Below are 16,532 nucleotides of genomic sequence, written 5' to 3'. Positions count from 1 at the left end.
TAATGCTTTTAATCAAAAAGTTAATACTAGCTAATGTTTTGGGAGCAGGAATAGCTGTTCCTACTGTTACTTATACGAAACAGGGGGAAAAAACTGAAACATTAGAGCTAGGTTCAACTCTTAAAAGATGAAATCAATTGTTAAACCATATTTCTGGAAAAAATTCCTTTGAAAAGATTTCAAAGGTATTCAGTGAAAACTTAACTACATTTTCTAATTCAGCTGTAGTTAATGCTGTTAAGCATATATTGATGAAATGAGCTACTGAGATATGGGAGAATCAAGAAGCTTATTTTCCCATTTCTCAAAGACTTAATAAGTTCTTTTTTTACTATCACATTCATCAATGGCAAGTCAAAAAAGAAATAGAAGAGCTTTCTTGGGAATTAATCAAAAAATTTTTTATAGATTTCTTTTTTAAAGACAAAGGTTGATTCCTTCTAGAAAATTTTGGCGATTTTAGTTCTTTCGCATTACAAGAATGAGAAAAGAAGGAAAGACCTATGAAAGTTTATGAGTGAACTTTGAAATATTCAAATGCTGGAGAGAATCAACAAGTGTCTTCTAGTGAAGATAGTTTATATGACTCATCTGTTTTGGACAGTGCGAAGAATAAACATTCTTACTTATTCCCGCAAATTCAAGCTAGTGAAGAATATTCAAGTTTTATTTCCAAATTCACCCATACTGGAGAAATTGATTTAAGTTATTTCAAGAAAACTTGAACAACTGTCTCTGAACTATCTACTCTGACAGATGGTTATAAGCTTGGCTCTCTAATCCATCTTTATTCAAAAAAGGATTCTTTCAACAGTGAAGAAAGTGTCGTAGACGATGCTGTTATCACTGAACTCAAACTTAAAAAAAGTCCTTCAGAGAAATTACAAGCCTCTGAAAATCCTTTGTATTTATTCCTAAAGGAAGATGCGCAAAATTGCTTAACTATCCAAAATTCTCTCTTTAATGAAAAAATAAACAAGCAACTCAATGGCAACAAGGGAAAACCTACATGCTTGTATGGCGTGCGATGACTAACACCTGAAAATGGAGACAGTGGTTCCAAGAAGACAATACTTGTCTCTAGAGAACAAGACGGAATCAGTTTTTATTACCTTACTGATGAATCAGGTCTTAAAAATGGAACTGGAAATCAAAAATCCTTAACGCAACAAGAGACTGAAGTAATAGAGAAGGTCACAAAATTTGTAGAAAAGAATTTTGAAAATTTATTCTTAAAGTTTTTGTTTTCTAAAAGCAACTGTAATTATGATGAAAGTTCATCATATCAATCTACTTTTTTTTCATTCAAGTCAACTGGCACTGTTTCCAGTAAAACTTGAGATTTTTCTGAATTTCTTGGAAAAAACTTAAAAATTCTTTGTGCCTCTACAGATTATTTAGATTCACTTTATTGAGGCCAAACTATCCAAAAACTTCAATCTATATTACTTAGTGTCTATAAAAATATTCCTCAAGAATATGAATCACAAGATCGGTCAAAATCTAAAGGATTTCAATTACCTACCAAAGCTGGGCTTTTTAGCCCTTTAACTTATAAAAGAAATTCAAATGAAAATAATGGCCATAATGAAGAAATTGATTTTTTTGCTCTAAGAGAAAATGGAGAAGATCGAGATGGAAGATTTTTTGCAGACATCATGCACTTTTTATTTAATAATCAAAAAGAGAAAAAAATATTTTCATTAGAGGAAAAGGCTCATAATCTTAGAGAATTATTGCTTGGGGAAAAAAATGAAAAGAGATTGTTTCAAAGTGATTCTTTGGATAATTTATTTCTGAGTGAATCCTTCTATAGAACTCAATTAGAAGCGATTGCAGGAGATAAATTAAAAGCTTCTCACACTATTTTTGTTTCCAAATCAAAAGACATATTATCTACTACCAAAAACGCAGAAGATTTAGAAAAAGGTAATTTCTCTAGTTGACTATCTCAACTTATAAATTCTTTAGGTCAAGATACAACACAAACAGAAAATTCTGAAAGACAACAATATCAATGATCAGATCTGATAAATAAAAGTCTTTTCTTGGAACCTTTACTTAAAAGACCTCTAGAGAAAAAAATATTCTACGGAACATTCGGGCAAGTAAGTAGTGAAGAGTCAGAAACGGATTCTTCTAACTTAAATAATCTCTCCATAAGGGCTAAAAATGATTGAATATTAGACAACTTTTATCTAAGTGATTCTGCTTATGAAAGTTCTTCAGAAGCTTATCAAGACTTTTTAGCTTTTCTTGTCTCAATAAAGTGGATGACCCACAACAATTATTCAAACATAGCAAAAGTTATAAATTACATACTAAGCAAAAATGAAAACAAAAATGCTTACTTAATTTGAACTAAAGAAATTACTGAAAAACAAAAAGAAGAGATTGAAAAGGGAAAAGAGGAGGAGGGGGGGGACAAAAGTCTGAAGAAAAACTTAAAAAAGTCTTAGAAACAGCAGGTTTCTCTTCAGATATATTCAATCCTTTATTAAAAGAAGGATTCCATTTAACTAGTTCTGATGAAGGATCTTCATCCTCAGAAGCTCAAAGTTTTTCTGCAGACGGTTCAGTCTACAAGGTAGAAGCTTTTAAAAATGGTAATGGTGCAGGAACAACAAATCATAAAACTAAATTAAGTGGATTTGCCGGTTTAGTAACAGATTCATTCTCTACTAGAGAACTTCCGAAAGCTCTTAAGGATTATTTGTTTAAAGAATTTTTAAAACTTAATTCTCCAGATAACAAAAATTACTCATCAGAGGATGCGGGTTCATCGCCTGCCCCCGCCCCAGCAGCAACAAGAAAAAAATTCGTTGAAGGGGCTTTCTTTTCTGAAAATCAAAAAAGAAAACTTACTAAGAATGATGACATTCTAGAAATATTACGAAGAGTAAGAAAGAAAGATAAATTACTCAAATATTTTGATGAAACTAATAATTCTCTTAGAAATGTTCTGGGAGACAAGGCTGAAAGCCTTGAATCCTTAACTATTGACGAATTAATAAAAGCATTGAAGGGAAAATTCAATGGAATTCTCCAAGTTGCTGAGGGGCAACAGAATCAAAATGATGAAATAAAAGATTTATATAAGCTCTTCAATAGATTCTCAGGTTACATATATTCTTCCAAGGGGCAAGAAAAATCTCCTTATGTCTTTTCTGAAACTCAAGAAGGAACAGAAGAGAAAAAATACTATATAGGTTTTGTCTATCAAATAAATCAATTTGATTTTCAAAAAGAAGGAATTACAGAATTCACAAAAGATCTTTCTGAAAACACTCTACACACTCTAATATCTTTATTGGCTTCCAATAAAGAAATCAGAGATTGAATTTACAACAGTGAAATAATCAAACAGTTAAGTATTTAGTCTAAGTAAATTACTGATTAACCTAAAGGAGATACGTAATTATACATAATAGAATTTGCCAATCTAATAGCTTCCTCCTTTCCGCTAAATAGCTCCACTACCAAAAAAGCTAGTGGTAAAGAACAAGCGGCCGCTTGAGCTGTAATAAATTTCTTCTTTTGATCAACATAAATTGGAGTATCTACTCAAAGTTTGGAGTAATCTCCAATTAATCTAGGATCGTTATAACAAGTGAACTTTATATCTGGATCTCACTCTCTTTCTATTATTGACATAATTGCCGCTGGAGCGGCGCAAATAGCAACTAGTCACTTATTCTCATCTTTATAAAACTTTTTCACAGCAAGGTGTAACTTGGATTCACCCATATCCTTGGCTGTTGCAGGGGGAGCAAAGTAAGCTCTAAATCCAGGACCTCCCGGAAAAAATAACAAATCATATTGATCTAAGTTAGTTAACTTCAGTCTTAAATTAGAAGTAAATTTGATATCTGTGTAATTAAGGGAAGCAACATTTTTTACTTCACAAGAAATAGTTTCTACTACATATTTGGCTCTTCTCCAAATATCAAAGGGAATGATGAATTCCATATCTTCAATTCGATTGGCAACAATTATGCCAATCCTAACTATCCTATTAGACTCTGAACTCATTACTTAACTGATAGATGTATATTGGTGGAAGTAATGGGTTATACTCCCATCTCCGTTAAAGACTCCTATTTGTCTTACTCCTTAAATGCGACTAAGTTTTACCTCTGCCTACTAAAAATTAAGAAAAACTAAACGGTTAAAACGTTCAGTTGTGGGCCTCTACCGACTAAAAGATTTAAAACTTTTGGATTTATTTTTAACAGTTCAGGGCACTGCTAGGCCCGCCGCGGAGTAAGTTGAGCCTTTCCGTCAACTATATAAATACTCCCATAATAAGATTAAGAAATAATTTTTTTTAACTAAGTTACAGAATTCGCTAATGTACTGAATAATGCTATGAGATTGTGCAGAAAGTGTGCAAATATACTAATTCAAATATTCCTATATTTCCTATAACTTCAAGCGAAAACTAATCCTCCTAGGAAATAAGGAACTATGTGGAAGATAGTATCTCCCTTAATTCCATCTAGGTGAATTAACCCAAAAATTATGGCTGAAGACAATACTGTTGAAAAGTGAAAATCAGAAGTTTTTAGTATTGATCTTCTATAAATTAACTCCTCAAACACAGGAGCAAATATCAAGACAGAAATAACTGTCATTATTAATCTAGTCCCTCCTAGTGCTTCCTGTATTTGTTTTTGATTTTCACTTTGATTAGCTTGACTGCTTGGTAAAAGTAATTGAATTAATTTAGTGAATGCAACAGTCACAATGATCTCTGTGACAAAAACTAAACCTATCTTAGATCCAAAAAATCTAAATCTTTCTCAGGAAAATTGTCTATCTGCATCCCAGAACAAAAATCTGAAATTGGAACTTAAGACATTCATTGATCTCTTGATATAGAGATAAATCGCAACGAAATATAAGACAAAAGAAATTAATGAAATTATCTGTGCTATATCTGTGCGTGAAGACTTAGAGAGAGAGTGAGCGAAGAAATCTAATGCAGGTTTAAAAATTGCACTAAAAAACCATAATTTTTGTTCATTATTGAATTTGGGTAAAAATCTAGTTGTACCTCCCTCTGAGTCTTTAGTTTTAAAAAACCTACAGTATGCTAAACAAACAACTCCAACAAGACATCTCCAGCCTAAATTAAGATAATGGAAATAATTAAGTTGAAATCATTTGGATGTTTGTGCTTTTTGGGCTTGTTGTACTTGAACTAAAGTATTTGATAACAAAGAATGCACTGAACTTGATGATGCTGTTGACGAAGATGTTGTAGCACTTGTTGAACTTCTTCCATACATAAAAAAGTCAACAGTAGAGCACATCAATAAAAAGAATTCAAAAGCAAATGGGAGTAAAAAGAATACTTGTAACTCTCATAAGCTAAAAATCTTTTTATTATAGGGGGGGGTGTTTTTCTCTTGAAAGGGGGAATAAGAAGTAGAAGATCTATTCTCTCTAAACTTAGAGGATTTAATTCATTTGACAATACTATGGAACTTAGGGAATCTAATATGGGAATAAATGATTAAATTTACTTATAGTGGATGAATTGACTTGTGTTCGTCATTTGGCAACAAAACAAACGTACCACTCCCTAATAACTATTTAATTAAAAATCAAAAATACTGAGGTTGCAGTTATCCTTCCCATTCAAAACTAAAAAGCGTGATTTAGACCTCAGTCTAGGATTAGAAGCCCTCTATCCGAGGGTCTTTCTAATGTGATTGTCTTTATTCTTGGGATACTGTCTCTTTTGCGCTAATTGACTTATTTTCTCTAAATTAAAGGGATCTAATGGTTCTGGCGGATGAAATGAAGATTTTCAAGCGATTTCTACTGGCGTAACGGAAGAGGCTGTAAACTACTCAGTAACAATAGCGAGGGGAGTCTTCACGATTCCAGCCTCAATGATTCTAGTGAAACTAGGTTATAAAAGAGCTTGTTTACTGGCTTTTGGATTATCAACAATTGCCTTGCCTCTTATATTCAGCCCTCACTGAACAGTACTAATCTTAGGGAGATTAATAATGGCCGCTGGAGGCACTTTAACCATTATTTATATTTCTCCCTTATTGGCAAAGCTTGCTATGCCAGAAAAAAAACAAAAATTAGCCATGCTGAATGGCTTCACATATGCTATTTCAGGATTGATTGTCAATGTTTTATTCATGATTCAACCTGTTTCTACATTTCTAATTCAAAACTGAAAATGAGTTGCAGCTTCTGTTGCAACTTTTTCATTTTTTCCCTTAATACTCTTTTACTTTTGTGGAGAGAATTTTGAAATTGTTTCTCTCTCTGAGAAGTTAAGAGTAGGGGTTCCAGAAAACTACTCTACTTTATTGAGAGAAAAAGAATCTTGAGTGTGAATTATTACATACAGCGGAATGTTAGTTGTCTCAATTCTTTGTTCTAGCTTTGTTCCAAGGAGGCTAACTACATTAGTCCCAATGCTTTCAAGCTCAATAGCAGGTATGGAATGAAGTTCTCTATACACAGTAATTTTCTTCATTGGTACTTTCTGTGGACTTTATTTCCTTGGAAGACTAAATCCAAAAGACATTAAGAGAACTAGTATAGCGCGATTCTCTATCGCGCTTGTACTAATTCTTTGAGCACTTATAGCATTGTTCACATTAATAACACATTTTGCCAAAAGTAATGGATTTGCAATATTTGCAAACATTTTGATATTTATAAGTACTTTCTTCCTAGCATTCTTTGGTCTAGGAATTCAATCTGTATTACTATACATTCCACTGGAATACAAAGACTATACTCCTCAAAAAACTTCTATATTCTTTAGTTGTCTCTGAGGAATTGGATATATTATCCTAACAGGATACTATATCCTCGCTTCAGTAATAGATCAATGTGTACATCAAATAGCTTCTCTAACATTCATAACTATTTTGTTAGTGATCTATTACTTATTAGTGGTTAGATTAAGAGAGTCTAGATCAGAATATATGGAATTTAAGGACTGATTAAAAGAAAATATTTTTTCTAGAAAAAAATCTGTTCTTGAAAAATTAACTTAATTGATTTTTTAAGTATTTTTTAACTTTTTTGTGCAAAAATCTATATTTCTTTTGTTCTCTGATAGCTGTTGATGAGTGTGGTAAACACTTATTTTGGAGAAAAATTACTTTTTGCAGTAACTTTTTATCCAAATGTTTTACCGAACTTAATTCAGCAGAACTTCCTTTCCTCTTAAAGATAACTGGAGTAGTTAGATGAAAAATTTCTTCTATTCCCTCTCAAGTATTTAAAGTGGGGCAGTGATCCGCTCCAATCAAAAAATAAAGATCATCATCTGGAAATTTTTTCTTAAAGTGTCTGACTGTAATTACAGACTCAACTGGTTCTTTTAAATCTAACTCGAAATTAGAGATTACAAATAGATATTTAATTTTCGAAAGAGAGAGCATATAAGCTCTTTTTTCTCCATCTAAATATTCTTGTTCTAATTTCTCTACAGACTTAAAACTAGGAATAAAAATCAAAAGATCTAATTTCAATTTCTTAATAGCAAAGTTTGCTAATAAAGTGTGTGCTAAATGTGGAGGATTAAAAGATCCTCCAAATAAACCTATTCTCCACTTTTTATACGGATACATCTAGGATTCTTGATCTTCTGATGTTGGCAAAGCCATTAAATTATCTTGATCATCAAAACTTAAACTCAATGTTTTCCATTCTCCCCATAAAGCAACATTTTTCTCCTTGACGTTATTAAGAGCTTTTTCGGATTTCAATAACTTATTCTTAATTTGCTTGAATTTTTTATCCAAATCTTCAAGAAATTTCTCTACAACTTTAATAATTCCCAGAGAAACTCCCTCAGCTTCTGAAGTCATATTGTGACACTCTCTTATAAAGTCTGCCATCTTTTGATCTAATTTTTCAAAGTTTTCTTCATCATTTACTACATTTACTCTTCTAGTGGTGGGAGCCAATCAGAATAACAGATAAAGCATTCTAGACCACCTAAAAGAAGCTTCTGGAGTCATAATTGCAACAATGGGTTCTCCTTCAGATCTTCCTAAACCTAATCCAAACTTTCTATAGTCTCTGTCTGAAACAACCCAAATTGTTTCACTCTTACTATATTCCTCCATCTCAAATTCTCTATTTGTAACTAAAAAGATAAAGTGATAAGGCTCTGAACTATATTTAGCAACTTCTAAGGCTTTTTTTAAATCAGCTTTAGTGTTGCTAAATTGTTGTTCTAAACTCATATCTCCAAATGAATATTTGAGCTCTATCATGATTCTGATACTGTTTGTGGAGTTTTGTTTATTTCTACTATTTCTAAAAACTAATTTGTAATCTGCTTTTTCTCCTCTAGAGCAACTAGGTTGCTCTTCTAAATCTATGTAGTCTAACTCTCCAGAATTGAATAATTGACTAATTCTTTCTCCTCAATTTCCTTCATAGATTTTTCCAGCTCTTACTCTATTTTTCTCTAGGTCTATTTGAAGTTTCCAATCTTCAACTTTTTGAAAATACTCTCTATAAAAGTCTTGGTATTGAACAAGATTATCTAGATTTGTATCTAATCCTTTACTCAAAAATTCTTCATAGAATTTTGAGGAATTTACTGAAACCTCTTGTAATTTCTTAGCGCCCTCTGATTCAATCAATAATTGTTGATTGATCTTTTCAAGAACTTCTATTTTTTTCTTGTTATCTTCTATCTCAATTAATTGATTATTTTTTTCCTCTTGTAGTTGTTGAATTTTCTGTGTTTTTTCTACAACAGAAATAGATAAATCTTTGTTGGAATCTTCTAATTTTTGAAGTTTTTGATAGTAATTTTCGGCCTTAATTAATAGTTCTGCATTGGAACTTTCCAACATCTTAAGTCTCTGGTTATCTCCCTCAGACTTAATTAATAGCTCTTTGTGAGAAATTTCTATTTCCTCTAATTTTTGTTTGTAGCCTTCCAAATCATTCAACTGATGTTGACTCTCTTCTTCTAGTTGCTGGAGTCGCTGTTGATCTCCCCTGAAATTAACTAGTAGTTCTATTTCTTTCTCCCTAAGCTCTTCAATAACAGCATTTAATTTTTCTATCTTTTGATGAAATTCCGATTCTCTTGACTTGTTCTCTCTTCGTTCTTCTTTTTGTTTAACGAATAAGTGAGTTACTACAGCTAAAGATAGAAAACAAGTTAAACCAAGAGAGATATAGCTTACGAAATTCTCACTCAGGAAGAGCATAAATACTATAAAGGTTTTAATCACCTATATAGTATTTATCTGTTTAAATTTAAACTTGGTTATAACAAAGATTTAGAGTTACTGAGAATTGACTATCAACCAAGAAGAAAGACAACTAGTTTCTCTAGAAAAGATGGTTGAATTTGATTTGCACTTGGGAGCCAATACTAGACTTTGAAATCCTAAAATGTCTCCTTTTCTAATTAGTAAGTACAAGAGGAGACATGTGATAGACCTAGAAAAAACATCTAAACATCTAAAAGATGTTTATTCCTATCTTTTTGATCTTTCTAGATCTGGGCTGGAAATAATGTTTGTTTCCTCAAAAAATAAAGTGATTTCAGAAATTGTTAAAGAATCAGCAAGAAGAGTTAATGCTTTTTATATTACACAGAGATGATTGGGAGGTTTACTTACCAACTTTAAGCAAGTAAATAAAACTCTAAAGATGTTGACTCAATTGGATGAAATGTTGGAACAAGACAATATAAATCAACAACTAACTAAAAAGGAAATTATTCAATTAAAGAAGAAAAAATTAAAAATTGAAAAAAACTACGATGGAATTAAGGGCTTAACTAAGTTGCCCAATGTTTTGATAGTTTTCAATCCTATTAATGACTTGATTCCTATTCTTGAAGCACAAAAAATGAATATCCCAGTAGTTGGGATAGTTAATAGCAATAACAATCCAGACTTAATTAACTTTTCAATTCCAGCAAATAATTATTCTCCTAAATCTATTTATTTGTTGGCTAATCTGCTGTGCGATGCAATCGCTGAGGCTGTTGGACAAGAAACTTTAATCGCATATAAAGAAGATAGTCTAATTAATTTACCTGAACATCTAGAGATATTGAATGTCAATTCCTCTCAAAGACAATAAATTTAGTGACTCTGTGGAAAAGAGCAAAAAACTCTCTAGGCATAGGAAAAGAATTTCTATATGTGAAGCTATCTACTCAAATTTAGTATTAAATCAGTTTCAAAATACTTTAACCTCAAATAGTACTAAACATTTAGAAAGTGGTTTTGAAAAAAGAATATATAAAAAATATATTGAGCAAAAAGAAATATATCTCTCTGAAATTAGTCAACTTTTAAAGAGTGGTTGGAATGTTGATAGACTTAATCTTTGTATTCTTGCAATACTTTTGGCAATCTTTACTGAATATGAAGTATTTAAGACAGCGCCAGCTGTCTTAATAGATCAAGCAGTAGAACTAGCTAAAAAATATGGCGAAGATGACTATAAGCTTGTTCACGCTTTAATAAACAACTACCTTAAAAAATTCAACAGTCAGTCGAACAGCCAACAGAACAACTTGGGAGTAACAGATCCCAACAACTAGTACTTAGATGAAAACACAAATATTGATATTATTTGGCAATCAGCATTTTTGCTCCGGCTATTACATTAGCAATTGTTGTAGCCTTGAAAAGTAAAAGTATAATCTCGGGCTGAGACTGCAAAGAAAGTTGAGCAACTCTAAGTGCCAGCACTCCTATTTTTCTAACTTTTTTCTTTACTTATGTTTATAAATCTTTTAAGGAAAATGCTCCTTGTAAAGAGTGCATTAAGCCAACCAGAATGAAATATTTTCAATCTGGATTATTAACTTCATTCATATTATTCAGTTGTTATTTATTTTTGTGGGTAGTTGCTTTTAAGACAAAATCTGATGCTCCTATGTATGTCGCTCTAGGTCTTGTTATGTTCTTTGGATTAGTGACTATTATTTATCTTTCTTTGTATGAGTTTTGCGTTTCTTTTGATGTGTTTTACAGCAAAAATAAAGAACAAGTAGTTCATAATTTTTTGGAGAGAGTTTCTGGTAAAAAATTAAAAATAATTAATGATTAATTAAATGGCAAAAGGTAGATTAGCTATTAACCAAAAACACTTTTTGGATGCAGTGTCCAAACTGTCTGCTCAATATGCCATAAGTACTTCTAAAATAGCCTCATTCTTGGAAGAGGCTTTTAAGTATGTTTTTGAAAAAGAAAATGATGAAAGTAAGCTAAGAGCTGAGATCAATTTAGAAAAATGCACTATAGGGTTGTGAAAAGAACTAAAAGTAGTTAGTGATAACTACTTTTATGGAGAAGGAATGGAAGATGATAGCTGTTTTATTCCGGCATCTGCTCTAACTAAAAAAGAACAAAAAGAATTTAAAGAGGGGGATATTTATTTAGAGGAAATTCAATTGAATCAACTAGATACCAGAATAGTTAAAAACATCTTATTTCAGTTTCAAAAGTTAACTCTTGAAACTGCAAATAAAAAAATTTATGACAAGTGAATTGAAAGAAAGGGAGAAGTTTTTGAGGGAATGGTTGAAAAAGTATTTGAAACCAAAGAAAAGCTTCCTAAGGAAGCTGTGGTTTCTTTAATTGACCCCAATAATGTTATGGATAACACTAGAGGAGTAGTTCACAGAATTGACTTTGTTCAAACTCTTTCAAATTCTGGTTACAGGATTTACGAAAGATTGGTTCCAGGTAAGATCTATCAATTTCAAATAAAAGATGTTCTAGAGGAATCTGCAGGACATCCAATTTTGTTATCCAGAACTAGTCCCGAGATAGTTAGATATTTGATGAAAAAACATATCTCAGAAATTCATGATGGTTTAGTAGAAATTAAGGCCATTTCTAGAATTTCTGGAATTAAAAGTAAGATACTAGTTAGTACCAAAAACAACAACATAGACCCTGTTGGTTGTTGTATAGGTCCAAGGGGAAATAGATTAAAGATAGTTTCATCTCAACTATTAAACGAAAGAATTGATGTAATTCTTTGAAATTCAGATCCAATAAGAAATATTGTTAATGGGTTTGCCGGAGCTCAAATATTGGGTTACAAAATTCTAGAACCGGAAGTTGAAGTAGAAAATTCAATTCTTCTTGTTACTACTTTGGAAAATCTATTGTTAGCTATTGGTAGAAGAGGTATTAATGTGAAATTAGTTTCAATGCTTACTGGTTGAAAGATTTTCCTTAAAACAATTCAGGAAGCTAAGGAAGAAAGAATTGAATATACACCTATAGATGAGAATTGAGATTCTAAGACTTCAGATGTTGCGGGAAGACTTTATAAATCTCATAAATTCAAATTTGAAGAAGAAACAAATAATCCAAATAGCTAGATAAACTTTTAATTTTTCTATTTAATTGGGAAAGGGGGCGAAAGACTTAGATAGTTAATGGAAAGTTTTCAATACAACAACAAGGCAGTTTCTGTTAAGTTTTTCTCCAATCAAACAAAAATACCAGTTGTAGAAATTATCAAATATTTCTTCTTAAGGGGGATTGAAATGCAAATCAATTCTTGATTAGACGAAAAATATTGTAGAGAATTATGTGAAGAATTTGGATTTAAGTTCATAAAGGCTGAACAGGCTCACAGAGAAAATCTCTATTTTGAAGAGCTTTTGGCAAAAGAAAATAGTGGAAAAGAGTGAGTTAAAAAATATCCAGTGGTTGCTGTTATGGGTCATGTAAATCACGGAAAAACTACTTTGCTTGACCAAATAAGAAAAACTAATGTTGCTGAAAGTGAATACTCAAATATAACTCAACATATTTCTTCTTATCAGGTGAAAATGAAGGATAACTACATTACATTTTTAGACACCCCAGGTCACGAAATTTTTCAAAAGTTAAGAGAACTTGGGGGTGTAATTGCAGACATTATTGTCCTAGTAATTTCCATAGAAGATGGCGTTCAATCCCAAACTAAAGAGGTAATTCAATACTTTAAGAAAAATAACTTAAAGTTAATTATTTTTGTCAACAAGATTGACCGAGGGGAGGGGGGCCTAGGAGCTCTTAAGGAGTCCTTGACTCAAGAAGGAATAGAGTTGGAAGAATATGGAGGGGATGTTGTTTTGGTCAAGGGATCTGCCAGATCGGGTTTAGGTATTCCTGAATTATTAGAAACCATTATTGTTATTTCAGAATTAGAAAATTACTGTACTACCTTAGAGCCTCCGGCAATAGGGATAATATTAGAATCTCGAATTGAAAAGGGGCTTGGCCCTGTTGCAGAGATTATCACTATCAGGGGAACTTTAAATTCGGGAGACTATATTGCTGGGGAAAAAATCTTCTGTAAGCTCAAAACTATTCAAGGAGAGAGAAAAGAAAAACTGTCTAAATTGATTCCTGCAACCCCAGCAACTATTGCTGGATTTGATCAACTACCTATTCCTGGAACTAGATTTTTCTCTTTTGCAAATAAAAATGAAGCTCAAGAGCACTATAAGTCTCAAACTCAAAATTTACAAGAGGGTTTTGACTTCAAAGATGACTTATCAATAGCTGAATCAAACAATCCAACACATTTTTCATTCATTATTAAGAGCAAAGTTTTGGGGTCCTCTGAAGCAATCAGGTCTTTTCTTTCTAAATTCAAGTACTCTATCTTGTCTATAGGCTCAGGGGAATTAAATGAAGCTGACTTAAAAGAAGCTTCAGTTAAAAAAGCAATAATTATTAACTTCGAACAAAAGATTCCGAAGAAATTGGAATCACAAATAGAATTCCTAAATATTCCTATTTGATCTATCAGATCTGTTTATGAATTAGAAGAGAGAATACTAGATCATAAGGAGAAAAATAGAATCATTGAAAGAGTTGAAAAGGTGGTTGGGAGATGTAAAGTTATTAGACTCTGGACTCACTCCAAAATTGGTACGATTGCAGGTTGTTCAGTTATTTTCGGATCTATCAAGATAGAAAATAAAGTCAAACTCATTAGAGAGGGTAATCTTCTAACCAAAACTTCTATCAAATCTTTTAAGACAGAAAATTTTGAGATCAAAGAAGCTAAAGAGGGGCAGGAATGCGGTATTGTTCTACATAACTGAAACAATATAGAACTTGATGATGTAATAGAAAGTTTTGAAGTAACAGAAAGAAAAATCTAGTGAAATGTCAATAATTAATGAAAGACTTTCGAAAGATATCTATGTTGTATTAAAAAGAATCTGACTCACTGAGTTAGATGAACAGATTTATTCCTTCATAGGAATTAATCACATCAAACTTAGCAGAAATCTAACTAACATAACTATCTTTATAGATTTAGAGTTACTAAAGCAAAAATATCAAAATAAAGACATTTTCTATAAGTTAGAAAAATTAACTCCTTTCTTTAAAAGGCAACTGGTTCATAAATTAAATCTTCCACCTCATTTAAAACTCAGCTTTAGGGAAGATTTATTTATTCAAAAGGCAAGAAAAGTAGAAGAGTTAATAAATAGCTCTTTGACTTCTAGTTAATGGAAGAGGAGCAAAGAACTCTAGAGCAAATAGAAGATAATGAATTAGCCAAATTATTCCTATATAAAAACCACGAGTCTCAAGATAATAGTTCAGCTTCAATCTCAAATATCTTTGTAAGTTCTAGAGAAGAGTTTTTCAAAAAAAATCCAGCTCCAAGTCCAGAGTTACATTCCAGACTCGAAAAAGAAAACTCTGAAGCTACTATTACTGCCAGTATTGAAAAGGTAATTCAGGGATACCACAAGAGAAAGTTAATTCTTAAAAAGATATCAGAAATATTTAGTGTAAGAGTTAGAAAGAAGGGAGAATTGATGGGACTAAATATTCCCTTTTTGGGAGCAAACTATAGATATTTCTATACATATCTAGAGAACTATAAAAAATCAATTAAAAATGCTTGAACAGAGTTCAATAGCTTTATAGAAATACTATTTAAGGCTCCGGGAAACTTTGATAAATTAAAAAAATTTGAGTTCAAAAGTGCTGGAATTCTACTTGGACTTCTCTTCTTTCTTTTAATAGCAAGAATATTTCTTAATAATTGAGATAGTGTTAGATCAGTGAGCCCGCACTCTCAATTCTTCTCAAATTGAATTAGCTCCATTGTTATTATCTGTTCCATTGCCTGCATAGCAATATTATTTCCGTATATAGTTCTGGGAATATTCTATTTCATTAACATCAACTATCTTTATCAAACGAAATATTTTCACTATTTCTTGCTTTCTTGCACGTTCTTAGCAACAGTATTATTTTCTGTTGCCTTTTGTAACTTTTTGATTTATCAGGCGGCTCAACTGTGAGGAGGTTGAGGAATAGTGAATATCACAGTTCAAGAAAAGTAAATAGATTAATGAACTATATAAGGCTGGAGCTGAAAGCTGGGAGGGGAGGGGATGGAATTATTTCGTGGACTAAGACTAAATATAATTCTCGATTAGGTCCTGCTGGAGGTAATGGTGGAGATGGCGGAAATGTTTACTTAGTTCTAGATTCAAAATATTCTGACTTTTCTCACTTAAGAACTTCTGAAAAAAAAGCTCAAAATGGTTCTAATGGACAAAGAGATAATAAGTCAGGAAGTGCTGGAGCAGATATTTATCTCAAAATTCCAGAAGGGACAGAAATATATGACTTAAATAAAAAAGTTAAAAGATTGAATCTTGAAAAGAAAGATAAAAATCTTTTAATTTGCAGAGGGGGAAGAGGGGGAAGAGGAAATTATTCATTTAAAAATGCTCAATTTCAAGCCCCTTGACTATACGAGCTGGGAGAAGAAGGAGAAATTTCTAATGTTCTGTTAATAAAAGAGGAAGTAAATTATGTAGGAATTATTTCATTGTCGGGAGAGAGCCTCTCAACTAACTTGATTGCAAGACTACAGGAAATTTCCTCCAAAAAAGATCACATTAACTTTTTTTCTTTTCCATTTACAATTTTTGAGAAAGATCGCATAAAGAACTTCTACTTAAGAGATTTAGAGATTTGCAAAACTATTGTTATTGTTGCTGAATTTCCAGATGATAAATGAACTCAAAAACAAATTAAATTGGAGAAAATACTAAAGGAGATAGGATTTAATTCCAGTTCAACTATCTTTTTTTCTGAAAATGCTAACTCTACCAATTGTCAAAATTCATCTGTAATTCTCTGCTCCTGAAAAAATTCAGAGATTAAAAAAATCTATCAAAAAATAGTTAAGGATTTAGCCAATATAAATGGATTACCTTGTTTTAAGCCGAAAGGATTAATTGAAGATGATGACTATATTGAATATTCAGATGATCTATTGACGGAAAAAGGGGACTACCAAATAATCAAAATTCCAGAAGGTTGAGAAGTTAACTCCAAAAGATTGAACTATTGGAGTTCCAGAATTCCACAAACAACATTACACAATATAGAAAGATTAAAGACAAAACTAAGAGTTGAAGAGATTATGAAAAAGATTAAAAAGTCCGGAGGACTTAAAGGAGAAACTTTGAGAATATATAACTATATAACCAATATTTACTAATCTAAATT

At 31.6% G+C, this 16,532-nt stretch carries 15 protein-coding genes; 11 read left to right on the top strand and 4 right to left on the bottom strand.

The features are described 5' to 3' along the window. The first annotated feature begins 2 nt into the window (after positions 1-2). Both MR07_RS01210 and MR07_RS01205 read left to right on the top strand, forming a co-directional pair. On the top strand, positions 3-2,459 hold the full coding sequence (locus MR07_RS01210; RefSeq protein ID WP_024071047.1) for a DUF3713 domain-containing protein: 2,457 nt from the start codon (positions 3-5) through the stop codon (positions 2,457-2,459). Next, the gene (locus MR07_RS01205) at positions 2,456-3,379 is read left to right on the top strand and encodes a DUF3713 domain-containing protein (protein ID WP_327084508.1); all 924 of its coding nucleotides are present in this window, start codon (positions 2,456-2,458) and stop codon (positions 3,377-3,379) included. The genes MR07_RS01210 and MR07_RS01205 overlap by 4 nt, the downstream gene beginning before the upstream one ends. Positions 3,380-3,396: 17 nt before the next feature. Here MR07_RS01205 and MR07_RS01200 read toward each other — a convergent pair whose 3' ends face one another. Then, entirely contained in the window at positions 3,397-4,032 is a 636-nt protein-coding gene (locus MR07_RS01200; protein WP_024071045.1) for a DJ-1/PfpI family protein, read from the bottom strand. Positions 4,033-4,331: 299 nt separating this feature from the next. Beyond that, the gene (locus MR07_RS04215) at positions 4,332-5,315 is read right to left on the bottom strand and encodes a CPBP family intramembrane glutamic endopeptidase (RefSeq protein ID WP_084289611.1); all 984 of its coding nucleotides are present in this window, start codon (positions 5,313-5,315) and stop codon (positions 4,332-4,334) included. Positions 5,316-5,729: 414 nt separating this feature from the next. On the opposite strand from MR07_RS04215, the gene MR07_RS01180 reads away from it, so the two are divergent. Next, positions 5,730-7,034 (top strand): MFS transporter, encoded by a 1,305-nt coding sequence (locus MR07_RS01180; RefSeq protein ID WP_235062736.1) that lies wholly within the window; start codon positions 5,730-5,732, stop codon positions 7,032-7,034. Here the strand turns inward: MR07_RS01180 and nadD are convergent. Together nadD and MR07_RS01170 are read right to left on the bottom strand one after the other, a co-directional pair. Next, positions 7,026-7,613 carry a nicotinate (nicotinamide) nucleotide adenylyltransferase gene (gene nadD / locus MR07_RS01175; protein ID WP_024071041.1) on the bottom strand — a complete coding sequence of 196 codons (588 nt, stop codon included), beginning with the start codon at positions 7,611-7,613 and terminating at the stop codon, positions 7,026-7,028. The genes MR07_RS01180 and nadD overlap by 9 nt on opposite strands. Beyond that, a complete protein-coding gene (locus tag MR07_RS01170; protein WP_024071040.1) occupies positions 7,614-9,218 on the bottom strand; it encodes a hypothetical protein in 1,605 nt (534 codons plus the stop codon). An 88-nt stretch (positions 9,219-9,306) separates the two neighbouring features. On the opposite strand from MR07_RS01170, the gene rpsB reads away from it, so the two are divergent. Genes rpsB through MR07_RS01130 form a run of 8 tightly spaced genes read left to right on the top strand, consistent with a single transcriptional unit; the run spans position 9,307 to position 16,524 of the window. Further along, positions 9,307-10,104 carry a 30S ribosomal protein S2 gene (gene rpsB, locus MR07_RS01165; RefSeq protein WP_024071039.1) on the top strand — a complete coding sequence of 266 codons (798 nt, stop codon included), beginning with the start codon at positions 9,307-9,309 and terminating at the stop codon, positions 10,102-10,104. After that, positions 10,079-10,570, top strand: a complete 492-nt coding sequence (locus MR07_RS01160; protein ID WP_235062735.1) for a transcription antitermination factor NusB — start codon at positions 10,079-10,081, stop codon at positions 10,568-10,570. The genes rpsB and MR07_RS01160 overlap by 26 nt, the downstream gene beginning before the upstream one ends. Before the next feature lie 32 nt (positions 10,571-10,602). After that, a complete protein-coding gene (locus MR07_RS01155) occupies positions 10,603-11,082 on the top strand; it encodes a hypothetical protein (protein ID WP_235062734.1) in 480 nt (159 codons plus the stop codon). A 4-nt stretch (positions 11,083-11,086) separates the two neighbouring features. Continuing rightward, on the top strand, positions 11,087-12,367 hold the full coding sequence (locus MR07_RS01150; RefSeq protein ID WP_024071036.1) for a NusA N-terminal domain-containing protein: 1,281 nt from the start codon (positions 11,087-11,089) through the stop codon (positions 12,365-12,367). Positions 12,368-12,424: 57 nt separating this feature from the next. Then, on the top strand, positions 12,425-14,149 hold the full coding sequence (infB, locus tag MR07_RS01145) for a translation initiation factor IF-2 (RefSeq protein ID WP_024071035.1): 1,725 nt from the start codon (positions 12,425-12,427) through the stop codon (positions 14,147-14,149). Positions 14,150-14,153: 4 nt separating this feature from the next. Beyond that, on the top strand, positions 14,154-14,504 hold the full coding sequence (gene rbfA / locus MR07_RS01140) for a 30S ribosome-binding factor RbfA (protein ID WP_024071034.1): 351 nt from the start codon (positions 14,154-14,156) through the stop codon (positions 14,502-14,504). Continuing rightward, a complete protein-coding gene (locus MR07_RS01135) occupies positions 14,504-15,352 on the top strand; it encodes a hypothetical protein (protein ID WP_024071033.1) in 849 nt (282 codons plus the stop codon). Before rbfA ends, MR07_RS01135 begins: the two co-directional genes overlap by 1 nt. Next, positions 15,307-16,524: an Obg family GTPase gene (locus tag MR07_RS01130; RefSeq protein ID WP_200863561.1), complete on the top strand. Its 1,218-nt coding sequence runs from the start codon at positions 15,307-15,309 to the stop codon at positions 16,522-16,524. Before MR07_RS01135 ends, MR07_RS01130 begins: the two co-directional genes overlap by 46 nt. Positions 16,525-16,532 lie beyond the last annotated feature (8 nt).

The organism is Mycoplasma ovis str. Michigan (genome assembly GCF_000508245.1).
In the GTDB taxonomy this organism is placed as follows: domain Bacteria; phylum Bacillota_I; class Bacilli_A; order Mycoplasmatales; family Mycoplasmoidaceae; genus Eperythrozoon_A; species Eperythrozoon_A ovis.
The sequence above is the reverse complement of the archived record's forward strand: the minus strand, read 5'-3'. Positions and strand labels throughout refer to the sequence as shown.